Consider the following 11,901-nt stretch of genomic DNA (forward strand, 5'->3'; position numbering starts at 1 on the left):
TTAAATCTATGAAATTTATTATTTCAAGTGGTGAACTGCAGAAAGCATTGCAAACTGTAAGTGGCGTAATATCAAGCTCTCAATCGAGACCGATTTTAGAAAACTATCTTTTTGAACTAGACGGGAATAACGTTACCATTACAGCTTCCGATGGCGAGACTACTCTTGTTACTTCTTTGGAGGTAAAGTCTGATGATTCGGGTAAATTTGCCGTTCCTGCTAAAATTTTTCAAGATTTTATCAAGACTTATGGTGAACAGCCTTTGACGTTCGTTGTGAAGGATAATGCGGAAGGAACCGGAAGCCAGCTGGAGATTTTAGATGAAAAAGATAATTTCGCTGTAGCGCTGGATAATGCTGAGGACTATCCTGAACTTCCGGAATTTGATGCTTCCCAAAGCGTATCAATGCCCGCCGGAGTTTTATCCGAAGCATTGACCAACACTCTTTTTGCAACAAGCAACGACTCTCTTCGTCCCGTAATGACAGGAGTGCTTTTCCAGTTTGGAGAAAATGAAACGAATTTTGTTTCTACAGATTCCCACAGACTGGTTGTGTATAAAAGAACAGACCTGATGAATGCTGAGCCCATGGAATTCATCATGCCTAAAAAACCTTTGAACATTTTCAAAAACATACTGGCAAGTTCCAACGAAGACGTTAAGATCGACTTCAACGAGAACATGGCTAAATTTACTTTTGGAAAACATATCTGGATCTGCAGACTGATAGATGGGAAATATCCTAACTATACCGCTGTGATTCCAAAGGAAAATCCAAATGTACTGACGATCAACAGAAACCTTCTTTTAGGAGCGATCAAAAGAGCGTCAATCATGTCTAATAAATCTACCAACCAGGTAAGATTTAAATTGTCTGCCAATATTCTTCACCTTCATGCAGAAGATACAGAATATGCAAACAAAGCAGATATGCAGATTCCTTGCGATTACAACGGAGAAGATATCAATATCGGTTTCAGCTCTAAATTTTTAACGGAAATGCTAAGCATTCTAGGTTCTGACGATATCACAATGAAAATGTCACAACCCAACAGACCGGGGATCATTGAACCTCTTGACGGTCTTGAAGATAATGAAAACATCCTGATGTTATCAATGCCGGTGATCGGATTGTAATATTTAAAATGTATAAAATATAAAGAGATTGATTTTTTCAGTCTCTTTTTTAATGAGTTAATGCCTAATGAAAAGAATATTTATATTCCTCTTAATAACCCAATCTATCAATTTGTTTTCTCAGAAAAATATTAAAGTATACCATGAGAAAAAAGGAGATACTGTGATGTTGTATGCTGACAATCAAGAGATATATCCTATGTCTTTTGTTTTTTCCGGACCACCGGAATTAGAAAATATGAAAACTCCTGAAACGTTTAAAATGACTCAGGTTATACCCGCTAAATCATTGAAAAATAGAATAGCCTATTTTGTTATTGCTGATAAAAAAAAGAAGTGGGCTGTAAAACAGATCCCGGGTTATATGATGTATGTTGGAGATGTCACTTTGACAAATTATGACAGGGACTATCAATATGACCTGCCGTTTAAAAAAGGGAAATCGATTAATGTTTTTCAGGGATATAATGGCGTTTTTTCTCATCAAAATGAAAATTCTTTAGATTTTAAGATGCCTGAAGGCACAGAAATTATAGCTTCCAGAGAAGGATTGGTAACAGATCTTGTTCAACATAACAATAGCGGCTGTCCCTCAAAAAGCTGTGCAGATCAGGGCAATTATATTACAATCATGCATTCAGACGGAACCTTTGCACAGTATTATCACTTGCAACAAAATGGTGTTAAAGTAAATATCGGAGATCATGTGAAGAAGGGCGATACCATTGGCTTAAGTGGAAATACAGGTTGGAGCAGTGGTCCTCATTTGCATTTCATGTGCTATCTTCCAAAAGCAGCAAAAGATAATTCCAGAGAAACGATAAAAACTCTTTTTAGAACAGGTAAAGGAGACAATGCAGAATATTTACTGCAGAAAAAAAACTATTCAAAAGAATATTAAATTACATGCTTTGTAAGCCGTGTTAATGATTAATCATGACACAATGGTGATAAATAGAATTAATTTTTATAAAAATAAAAATCCGCAAAATTTACTAAATCTGAGATAAGAAAAAATAAAAATTATTCTCTTAAAGTGATCTGTAAATTTCTCTACTTCTTAAAAAAACACGACATTTGTACGGGAAAAACCGTGCAGGAAATAGGGTACGGAAATTCAATAAATTTTTCAAAATATAGCAAATGAAAATATCAAACAACTGGCTGAAAGACTTTATCAAAACGGAACTGAAAACGGAAAGAATCGGAGAATTCCTTACTGATATAGGTCTTGAAGTTGAAGGGATAGAAAAATTTGAAAGTGTAAGAGGCAGCCTGGAAGGGATCGTAGTAGGAAAAGTATTGACCTGCGAAAAACATCCGAATGCAGACAAGTTAAAGAAAACAACAGTTGACGTAGGAAACGGAAAAATATTGAATATTGTTTGCGGAGCGCCCAACGTAGAAGCAGGGCAAACAGTTCCTGTAGCAGTTGTCGGGACTAAAATCTATGACAAAACCGGAAACTTTTTTGAAATCAAAGAAGCGAAGATCAGAAGCGAGGTTTCCCAGGGGATGATCTGTGCAGAAGATGAACTTGGCCTTAGTGAAGACCACGGAGGAATCATGGTTTTAGACGAAACTAAATATGAAGTAGGAAAGAACTTTGCTGATTATTTTGAACTGGCCAACGATGAAGTTTTGGAAATTGGTCTTACACCGAACAGAACAGACGCGATGTCTCATTATGGTGTTGCAAGAGATCTTCATGCATTCCTTTCAACGAACCAACAGAAATCAACATTTGAGAAAGTGTCTTCTGAAGCTTTGAATAATGAAGGTTCACACAATTTCACTTTAGAAGTTGAAAGTGCTGAACTATGTCCAAGATATATTGGAGCAGTGATTGAGGAGGTGAAAGTAGCTGAATCTCCAGCCTGGTTAAAGTACAGATTAAAGGCGATAGGCTTAAACCCAATCAACAATATTGTAGATATTACCAATTATATTCTTCACGGTTACGGACAGCCTCTTCATGCATTTGATGGAGATAAGATTGCTGACAGTAAAGTGAAAGTTGGAACTGTAAAAAAAGGAACGAAATTCACAACTTTAGATGGTGTTGAAAGAACTTTAAATGGTTCGGAAGTCATAATCAAAGACGGAAAAGATAATCCAATGTGTATTGCCGGTGTTTTCGGGGGTGCTCAGTCAGGAGTTTCTGATGAAACAAAAACGATATTCCTGGAAAGTGCTTATTTCAATCCTGTAGCAGTAAGAAAAGGAGCTAAATTTCATAATTTAAATACAGACGCTTCTTTCAGATTTGAAAGGGGAGTAGATCCTAATATTACCAGAACAGCCATCACTCACGCGATTAAACTAATCCAGGAGATTGCAGGCGGAAAATTGGTGGGAGACCTTTTAGAAGAATATCCAAAGAAAATAGAAGACAATTATGTGATCATCAGATTCTCAAAGATCGAACAGATCTTAGGAACTAAAATTCACAGAGAGAAAGTAAAAGAGATTTTAAAAGCTCTTGAAATTCAGGTTTTAAACGAGATCCAGAACGGACTTGAAATTTCAGTGCCTGCTTACAGAGCTGATGTAACGAGAGAAATTGACGTTATCGAAGAAATCTTAAGAATCTACGGATACAACAAGATCGATGCGCCGCAAAAAATTTCATTTACACCTGTTAAACTGAGCGCCAACGATCAGGATGAGCTGGAAAACAACTGGGCAAGAACGTTACAGAGCATTGGATTCAACGAAGTGATGAACAACTCGCTGACTTCTGTAAAAGATGAAACCGATGCGGTAAAATTGTTGAATCCTCTAAGTGGAGATCTTGCATTCATGAGGAAATCTTTATTGGAAGGACTTCTGCAAAATGCAGTGTACAATATCAACAGAAAGAATCAGGATATCAAGTTCTTTGAATTCGGAAAAATCTACCACAAAAAAGATCAATACGAGGAAAGAAAACAATTGGCGATCCTGGTAACAGGAAGAGATGTTGCCGAAAACTGGCTACAGCCTAAATCTGCGGTGAGTTTCTATAATCTTAAAGCCTATGTGAAGGTTTTATTAGAAAAACTTGCTGTTGATTATAAAGAAGTGGCTTCAACAGACGAAAGGTTCTCTGATTCATTAGCTTACGAAGCAGACGGGAAAACTTTAGTGAAAATTGGGAAAGTATCCCCTGTATTACTGAAAGACTTTGATATCGATCAGGAATGTTTCTACGCAGAGATCGAACTTGAATTGGCACAGGAATTACGTTCTAAAAACGAACTTAAGTTCAAAGATATTCCTAAATTCAACAAGATTAGAAGAGACCTTGCCTTGTTGATCGATAAAAATATAAACTATCAGGATCTGTATCAGACTGCTAAAAAGAACAAATCTCCTTTCATTAAGGGCATTAATTTATTTGATGTCTATGAAGGGAAAAACCTTCCGGAAGGAAAGAAATCTTATGCAATGAGTTTTGAACTTCTGAATGAAGAAAAGACCCTGGAAGAGAAAGAAATTTCTGAAGTAATGGATTCTCTGATCAAAGCATTCCAAAAAGAATACAACGCAGAGTTAAGATCTTAATCAGGAACAATATACTATTGAAACGGGCTATAAAGCCCGTTTTTTTGTTTTACTCCTGCTGATTGTGTAAATTTCACAAATGATTATGTTTAAAATATTCAATAGGACGGGCTTTAGCCCGTTTTCTCATTATTTGAAATGAAATTTGGTTTTAACCAAAAAATAAAGAATATGATTTATGAAATGAAATGAATTTGTGTTTAAAAATAATCAGAAAATAGAATTCTTAAAAAGTAATAAAATCCTTCGCGCGCCGTTTAAATAATATAATTTCCTTAAATTTGAGTAATTCAAAAAGAAAAAAATGAAAAATCTTTTTTTAAGTATAGGTGCGGCTGCTATTCTGGCATCGTGCGGTACAATGTCCAGCGCTTCTGCATCTAAAGTAGGAAAAGCACAGCCTTCACTGGCTAATACAAAATGGACATTGGCAGACAATGTGAAAGGCAAAGTTCCAACCCTGAATATTGAAGGGGAAAAGATCAATGGAAATGGGGGATGCAACAACTATTTCGGAACGGCTAAAATAGATCCTTCTACAGGTGATTTCGCTGCAGGACAGATGGGGTCTACCAAAATGATGTGCAACAATATGAGTGTTGAGCAGAATTTTATGGATATGGTAGGAAAAGCTAATAAATATGTGATTTCCGGAACTACCTTAGAACTGTACAAAGACAATCTTCTGCTGTTGAAATTCAACAAAGCGGAATAAAATAAAAAAGGAACTCAATTTGAGTTCCTTTTTTTATGTTTAGGTCGTTATTATTCTTCCTCTTCTTCGTCGTACTTAGCCAACTCTTCATCACACCATTTAAACGCAGCCTCTACCACTTTTGTAGCTTCGTCTGCCATAGTTTCTTCATCGTCACCTTCTAAATCATCCAACCACTCAACTTCTTCTTCTTCAACGTTTAAGATGAATCTTGGATATTCTGTGTGAACTACGAATAAATCTTCAGGAAATTCCGAATTGTCTGCTAATAAAAACTTTGGTAATTTCATTTTTTTTAATATTTTAACTTTGATCAAAGATAAATAAAATTATTGACTTAAAATTATTTCAAAAACATTTTTGAAACTTTTTCAGCTTTTTTATTTTCTGAATAATCATAGAAACCTTCCCCTGACTTTACCCCCAGTTTTCCTGCCATTACCATGTTCACAAGAAGTGGGTTCGGAGCATATTTAGGATTTTTGAAGCCGTCATACATTACATTAAGAATCGCAAGACAGATATCAAGACCGATGAAATCTGCCAGTTGAAGCGGACCCATTGGGTGTGCCATTCCAAGCTTCATTACTGTATCGATTTCTTCTACACCAGCTACACCGTTGTAAAGGGTTTCAATAGACTCGTTGATCATCGGCATAAGAATTCTGTTGGCTACAAAACCTGGATAATCATTCACTTCCACAGGAACTTTCCCTAAAGTCTTACTCATTTCATAAATCGCATCAAAAGTCTCTTTAGAAGTAGAATATCCTTTGATGATCTCAACCAGTTTCATAATAGGAACCGGGTTCATAAAATGCATTCCGATCACTTTATCTGCTCTTTTGGTAGCCGCTGCGATCTTTGTAATGGAAATAGAAGATGTATTGGTTGCCAGAATACAGCCTGCAGGTGCTAATTCGTCCATCTGACCGAAGATTTTCAGCTTCAGGTCCTGATTTTCAGTTGCTGCTTCTACAATAAGGTCTGCAGATCCTGCAGCATCTTTAAGTTCTGTAAAAGTGCTGATATTGCCTAGTGTTTCAGCTTTCTGCTCTTCAGTAAGGTTTCCCTTTGCAATTATTCTGTCAAGGTTAGTGGTAATTGTTTTCAGACCTCTGTCAAGTGCTTCCTGAGAAACATCTACCAGATTTACGTTGAATCCGCTTTGTGCAAAAGTATGCGCAATACCGTTCCCCATAGTTCCTGCTCCAATAACTACAATGTTTTTGATCATTTTATTCTTTTATTTATAGATAGTTAAATTTTTTCTGTTCTTAAGGTCATCGTTAGAAAAAGTGACAGCACTGTCGAAATTCACAGTTCCATCACTGTACTCATTCCTTTTGCTGTTCTGTATAGATATCGCAGAAGAAAGGCCTTGCATGAAAAGTTTTTGCTGCTTTTTGTTTAGCTTATCGACCCCTATATATAAGCTGAATTCTCCTTCTCTACCTTTGCTCCTCTGTATCAGCACTTCAAGAGCTTTTAGTTTGTTTTTTTTCTCAAACTGCTTCAGATAATCTGTCACAGGTTCAGTAGATGCTGTTCCGCAGCAAATACTGCCATAGTAGATCTCAACATAGCGTAGATTCTTTTGTGAGAACAGAAAAGTGCAACAGAACATGAATAGTGTTAATAATACTTTTTTCATATCAATGGTTGTTGTGAATGAGCTTTTCATCCGGTTTTATAATTTAAACCTGAATTTTACCAATTCCTCTGCTTTAAAAATAAGCTTAATATTTTACTTATTAAAATCGTCCCATACTGCCTTTGAAATGTCAGAAACCACTTTGCAGTTTACGGCATCCGTTTCAGTAGAATTGCTTACAAATACGGCAATGGCGTAATGTTTTCCATTCGGAAGGGTGATGATTCCCATATCATTTTCAGCAACAGTAAGACCGTTATCATACTTTCCTGAAGAACCGGTTTTATGGGCTACAGGCGTATTTTTAGGAAGCTGTTCAATAATTTTATTAGTGCCGGTTTTGGTTCCGATCATGATCTGCATCAGATAATCTGTAGACTTTTTGGAAAGTAATTTCCCGTCATAGAATTTTTTCAGAACCTGAACCGCAGAGTTGGGCGTACTGTAATTGTCGTATTGCGTTTTCCAGTTTTTGTGCATGTCATCTTCATTACGCTTGATCTGGAAGCCTTTTACACCTTTAGAATTCATAAAATTCTGAACAGTCTGTGTTCCTCCGATCAGTCTCAGCAGCATATCACAGCCATTATTGTCACTTAATGCAACGGTATAATCCAACACTTCACCCAGAGACAGTGAAACATTGGCATCAGGATACTTCTGGCGGATCGGCGACCATGTATTTTCAAGCATATCCGCTTTTTTAAAGAAAAGTTTCTGGTCTAATGACAGTTTTCCTTTATCTACAAGATCCAGAACCGCACAGGCAATATGGAACTTGAATACACTTAACGTAGGCAATGGCTTATCACCGTTTTTATTGTATTTAAAATTATTTTCAAAACCCAGAACTGAAACGCCAACTGTTGCTTTTTTACCTTCAGTAATAGCGTTTATTTTTTGTTCTAATACTGATTTCTGAGCGAATGTCAATGATGAAACCAGAAGAAAGAAAAATCCTATTTTTTTCATAATACGGTCATTAAAACAGATCTCTTTTACACTTAAAAAAGAAAGCTGAGGTTTAAAATAATTAAGAAATCAGTTTTACAATTTCCAGAGCAACCTTTAAAGCTTCAGTTCCGTCTTCCAGGGAAACTTCTACATTTTTATTTTCCATAATGGCATCTGCAAAAGAATTCAATTCATCAAGGATCGCATTATTGGGCTGGATATTTGGATATTCAAATAAAATCTGGTTTTTTTCGCCTTCAGCATTTTCAATGATCATGTCGAATGGAGTAGGGTTTTCAGGAGCGTCTTTCATTCGGATCACTTCTGCTTTTTTCTCAAGAAAATCTACAGAAATATAAGCGTCTTTCTGGAAAAACCTGCTTTTTCTCATAGCCTTCATAGAAATTCGGGATGTCGTAAGATTGGCAACGCATCCATTTTCAAATTCTATTCTTGCATTGGCAATATCGGGACTTTTGCTTACCACGCAAACACCGCTTGCATGGATATCTTTGACCTTAGATTTTACCACACTCAATAAAATATCCAGATCATGAATCATTAAATCCAAAACCACAGAAACATCCGTTCCACGGGGATTAAATTCTGCCAAACGGTGAATTTCGATGAACATCGGATTCTGAATATAATCTTTTGCTCCAATGAACGCAGGATTATATCTTTCAACATGTCCAACCTGTGCTTTGATGCCATTTTCACGGCATTTTTGAAGAATTTCCTCAGCTTGTTCAAGCGTTTGGGTAACCGGCTTTTCAATAAAAAAATGAAGACCCTTATCAATAGCCTTTAAAGCATAATCATAATGATAAAGAGTTGGTGTTACGATATCCAACATATCAATTTGATTTAATAAATCTTCAAAATTTTCAAAATATTTATACCCGAATTCAGCTTCTATTTTTTTTCCGTTTTCAATATCTTTATCGTGGAAACCTACCAGCTCGTACTTATCTGATTGGTTAAGAAGTCTTAAATGAATCTTTCCCAGATGTCCGGCACCTACCAAACCTGCTTTTAACATAGATTTTTTAATTTTGGTAAAGATAAGAATTTTAGGTATTAGGAAATACGTTGTTGCATTTAGGTTGATAAGTATTGATAGTTTTTTTACTTTTGTAGAAACTACTATCTGTAACCTAATAACTACTATCTTACTAATGATGCATGATTCGTTTGTACATAAAGGAAAAAGAAAAATCCTGGTTGAATATTTAAGACATAAGATCGGGATCTCAGATGAGAATGTACTTTCGGCAATGAGTGAAGTTCCGAGGCACCTTTTTATCGAAAGTATTTTTGAGGATTTTGCCTACGAAGACCGGGCATTTCCAATTTTGTCACACCAGACTATTTCCCATCCCTCAACGGTGGCGGAACAATCGGAGCTGCTTCAGATAAAACCTGGCGAGAAGGTCCTTGAGATCGGAACCGGATGCGGCTACCAGACTGCTGTTCTGCTGACTATGAAGGCTTTGGTATATACCGTGGAAAGACAGAAAGATCTGTTTGATTTTTCGAAGAAGAAATTCCGTGAATTACATTTGAATCCAAAATTTCAGAGTTTTGGGGATGGTTTTGCAGGACTTCCGACCTTTGCGCCTTTCGATAAGATCATTGTAACCTGTGGGGCTTCCGTTTTACCTACAGAATTATTGAAACAACTGAATGTCGGAGGAAAAATGGTCATCCCATTAGGACCTACCGATGAACAGATTTTATACCGGTTTACAAAAACGGCTCCTACACAATTTGAAAAAGAGGAATTCGGGGCTTATAAATTTGTTCCGATGTTGGGAGACACGAACCATTAAATAGTAACGAAGATTTTTTCTACCATAAAACGGCTCTAAAGTTTTTAATTTATTTAAACACTTTAGAGCCGTTTAGTTTTAAAAGTTTATCATCCTTAAAATAAGAACAGTATATCACCAGAAAATCAAATATTTTCATAGAAACTTAAGTGTACTTCTTTTCTATGAGCAATATATTCAACTTAAAAATAACTTAAGTTCCTATAAAAAAAATTATGACTTTTGTGGTTAAAAATTGAAGTTTTAATAATCGTTAAGACCGGTTCGGAATAGTAATTGGATTAGAAAACATCAATAATTTTTAATTCGATAGTTAAAGAACCTCACTTTTTAACGCAGTGAGTTTTTTTTATTTGAAAATTTCACGAATATCTGTCATTTGTCCTTGAAGGATCTTAGTGAACCTTGCGATACAAAAATAGGATATCAAAAATTGTAATCACTAAAATTAAATCAAAATAAAAAATGAAAGTATTTGTAAACAGAAGGATTCCGCAAACAGGAATCAATATGCTGAAAGAGGCGGGACTGGAAGTTTTTATTCCGGAACATGAAAATCTGTCTCACGAAGAATGGCTGATCTATTGTCAGAATCACGATGCCATTTTAAGCGTGGGTGGAGAATTTAAATACGACAAAGATTTTTTTGCTCAATGCCCCAATATAAAAACGATCGCTTTATATTCTGTAGGTTTCGACCATGTAGATATTCAGGAAGCGAACCGTAGACAGATTCCGGTAGGAAATACACCTGACGTTCTCAGTAAGGCTACTTCTGATGTCGCTTTTTTATTGATGCAGTCGGTGGCGAGAAGAGCGAGTTACAATTTTCAGAAGGTAAAAGACGGGAATTGGGGAGACTTTGACCCGTTGCATGCTTTAGGACAGGAATTGTACGGAAAAACCCTGGGAATATTGGGATTGGGAAGAATTGGTTTTGAAATGGCTAAAAAGTCCCAAAAGGCTTTTGATATGAACATCATTTATCATAACCGCCACCAAAATGAAGAAGCAGACAAAGAATTGAACGCGACTTATGTTTCTTTCGAAGACCTGATTGCACAGTCAGATGTACTAAGTGTTCATGCTAATTTTACCCCTGAACAGAAAGATCTTTTCAATGGTCCTGTGTTTGAAAAAATGAAGGATAATGCCATCTTTATCAATACCGCAAGAGGGGGGTTCCAAAATGAAAAAGACCTCTATGAAGCCTTGGTTTCAAAGCAGATTTGGGGAGCCGGTTTAGATGTTACCAATCCTGAGCCGATGTCTAAGGAAAGTCCGCTCTTGGAGCTTTCCAATGTATGTGTACTACCGCACATAGGTTCGGCGACCATCGAGGCCAGAACAGGAATGGCGAAAATTGTGGCTGAAAATATCATTGCTTTCTCCAAAGGGGAGAAAATACCTTATTGTGCAAATCCTGAGGTATATTCGGTGAGTTCTTAGCAGCTTGGAATTATTTTTGTTGATAAACCTTAAACACTTAATATCATGATACCAGAAAACAATACCAACGAACAGAACAGAAAACTGGAAGAAATGGATTATAATCCCAGTGAAGATATATTTAATAAAGAAAAACATATTCCGCTGGACGGTGACGGAAATCCCATCCTGAATGAAGAGGACGATGATAAAATAGATAAAGGTCTTGATATCCCCGGAACTGAAGATGACGACGATATGGAAGAAATAGGATCCGAGGATGAAGAAAACAATTACTGGAGCCGCAGCGATAATGCAGACGACCACGAAGAAGAAAATGATGACGTTTTAACCTGAATTCTGAATCTATACAACAGACTAACCTTACTGAAATCAGTGAGGTTTTTTTATTTTTGAAAACTATTTATTCTCTGACGAATATCATTTCCCTTTTTGGAGGGGTGGATTCGACTAAAAGGAGAAGACGGGGTGGTCAAAAAGTAAAACATAAAATTTCAACATAAGCATTTTATTATTCAGCATTTTGGGAGCACCCCGTCTTCCCAAATTCTATAAATTTTGTAATCCACCCCTCCAAAGGAGGGGAATATTCAGTCGGTATTTTTATTATAG

The 11,901-nt window shown here is 36.3% G+C and carries 12 protein-coding genes; 7 read left to right on the top strand and 5 right to left on the bottom strand.

Annotated elements, in window-relative coordinates:
- Window positions 1–8: 8 nt before the first annotated feature.
- The 4 genes from dnaN to NZD88_RS02060 all read left to right on the top strand — a co-directional run bounded on the left by dnaN (window position 9) and on the right by NZD88_RS02060 (window position 5,400).
- The gene (gene dnaN, locus NZD88_RS02045; protein ID WP_259827030.1) at window positions 9–1,139 is read left to right on the top strand and encodes a DNA polymerase III subunit beta; all 1,131 of its coding nucleotides are present in this window, start codon (window positions 9–11) and stop codon (window positions 1,137–1,139) included.
- A 67-nt stretch (window positions 1,140–1,206) separates the two neighbouring features.
- Window positions 1,207–2,040, top strand: a complete 834-nt coding sequence (locus NZD88_RS21280; RefSeq protein WP_279324396.1) for a M23 family metallopeptidase — start codon at window positions 1,207–1,209, stop codon at window positions 2,038–2,040.
- Between the two features lie 242 nt (window positions 2,041–2,282).
- Window positions 2,283–4,685 carry a phenylalanine--tRNA ligase subunit beta gene (gene pheT / locus NZD88_RS02055; protein WP_259827031.1) on the top strand — a complete coding sequence of 801 codons (2,403 nt, stop codon included), beginning with the start codon at window positions 2,283–2,285 and terminating at the stop codon, window positions 4,683–4,685.
- 304 nt (window positions 4,686–4,989) lie between these two features.
- A complete protein-coding gene (locus tag NZD88_RS02060) occupies window positions 4,990–5,400 on the top strand; it encodes an META domain-containing protein (protein ID WP_259827033.1) in 411 nt (136 codons plus the stop codon).
- 50 nt (window positions 5,401–5,450) lie between these two features.
- Here NZD88_RS02060 and NZD88_RS02065 read toward each other — a convergent pair whose 3' ends face one another.
- The 5 genes from NZD88_RS02065 to NZD88_RS02085 form a co-directional block, all read right to left on the bottom strand.
- Window positions 5,451–5,690: a hypothetical protein gene (locus NZD88_RS02065; protein WP_007845674.1), complete on the bottom strand. Its 240-nt coding sequence runs from the start codon at window positions 5,688–5,690 to the stop codon at window positions 5,451–5,453.
- A 53-nt stretch (window positions 5,691–5,743) separates the two neighbouring features.
- Complete coding sequence (locus tag NZD88_RS02070) at window positions 5,744–6,634, bottom strand: 3-hydroxybutyryl-CoA dehydrogenase (protein ID WP_259827446.1); 891 nt, start codon at window positions 6,632–6,634, stop codon at window positions 5,744–5,746.
- 12 nt (window positions 6,635–6,646) lie between these two features.
- Window positions 6,647–7,054 carry a hypothetical protein gene (locus tag NZD88_RS02075; protein WP_259827040.1) on the bottom strand — a complete coding sequence of 136 codons (408 nt, stop codon included), beginning with the start codon at window positions 7,052–7,054 and terminating at the stop codon, window positions 6,647–6,649.
- Window positions 7,055–7,147: 93 nt separating this feature from the next.
- A complete protein-coding gene (gene bla-A / locus NZD88_RS02080) occupies window positions 7,148–8,026 on the bottom strand; it encodes a CGA/CIA family class A beta-lactamase (RefSeq protein WP_259827041.1) in 879 nt (292 codons plus the stop codon).
- Window positions 8,027–8,087: 61 nt separating this feature from the next.
- A complete protein-coding gene (locus tag NZD88_RS02085; protein WP_169235766.1) occupies window positions 8,088–9,050 on the bottom strand; it encodes a Gfo/Idh/MocA family protein in 963 nt (320 codons plus the stop codon).
- 139 nt (window positions 9,051–9,189) lie between these two features.
- Here NZD88_RS02085 and NZD88_RS02090 point away from each other — a divergent pair, with 139 nt between their 5' ends.
- The 3 genes from NZD88_RS02090 to NZD88_RS02100 all read left to right on the top strand — a co-directional run bounded on the left by NZD88_RS02090 (window position 9,190) and on the right by NZD88_RS02100 (window position 11,625).
- A complete protein-coding gene (locus NZD88_RS02090) occupies window positions 9,190–9,840 on the top strand; it encodes a protein-L-isoaspartate(D-aspartate) O-methyltransferase (protein ID WP_169235833.1) in 651 nt (216 codons plus the stop codon).
- Between the two features lie 465 nt (window positions 9,841–10,305).
- Window positions 10,306–11,289 (top strand): 2-hydroxyacid dehydrogenase, encoded by a 984-nt coding sequence (locus NZD88_RS02095; protein ID WP_259827043.1) that lies wholly within the window; start codon window positions 10,306–10,308, stop codon window positions 11,287–11,289.
- Between the two features lie 45 nt (window positions 11,290–11,334).
- A complete protein-coding gene (locus NZD88_RS02100; protein ID WP_259827045.1) occupies window positions 11,335–11,625 on the top strand; it encodes a hypothetical protein in 291 nt (96 codons plus the stop codon).
- The last annotated feature ends 276 nt before the right edge of the window (window positions 11,626–11,901 follow it).

The sequence above is a fragment of the Chryseobacterium pyrolae genome (assembly GCF_025153485.1).
GTDB classification, from domain to species: Bacteria; Bacteroidota; Bacteroidia; order Flavobacteriales; family Weeksellaceae; genus Chryseobacterium; species Chryseobacterium antibioticum.

Coding starts and splice junctions, on each gene's coding strand:
- dnaN (WP_259827030.1), top strand. CDS start 9: ATGAAATTTATTATTTCAAGTGGTGAACTGCAGAAAGCATTGCAAACT.
- NZD88_RS21280 (WP_279324396.1), top strand. CDS start 1,207: ATGAAAAGAATATTTATATTCCTCTTAATAACCCAATCTATCAATTTG.
- pheT (WP_259827031.1), top strand. CDS start 2,283: ATGAAAATATCAAACAACTGGCTGAAAGACTTTATCAAAACGGAACTG.
- NZD88_RS02060 (WP_259827033.1), top strand. CDS start 4,990: ATGAAAAATCTTTTTTTAAGTATAGGTGCGGCTGCTATTCTGGCATCG.
- NZD88_RS02065 (WP_007845674.1), bottom strand. CDS start 5,690: ATGAAATTACCAAAGTTTTTATTAGCAGACAATTCGGAATTTCCTGAA.
- NZD88_RS02075 (WP_259827040.1), bottom strand. CDS start 7,054: ATGAAAAAAGTATTATTAACACTATTCATGTTCTGTTGCACTTTTCTG.
- bla-A (WP_259827041.1), bottom strand. CDS start 8,026: ATGAAAAAAATAGGATTTTTCTTTCTTCTGGTTTCATCATTGACATTC.
- NZD88_RS02085 (WP_169235766.1), bottom strand. CDS start 9,050: ATGTTAAAAGCAGGTTTGGTAGGTGCCGGACATCTGGGAAAGATTCAT.
- NZD88_RS02090 (WP_169235833.1), top strand. CDS start 9,190: ATGCATGATTCGTTTGTACATAAAGGAAAAAGAAAAATCCTGGTTGAA.
- NZD88_RS02095 (WP_259827043.1), top strand. CDS start 10,306: ATGAAAGTATTTGTAAACAGAAGGATTCCGCAAACAGGAATCAATATG.
- NZD88_RS02100 (WP_259827045.1), top strand. CDS start 11,335: ATGATACCAGAAAACAATACCAACGAACAGAACAGAAAACTGGAAGAA.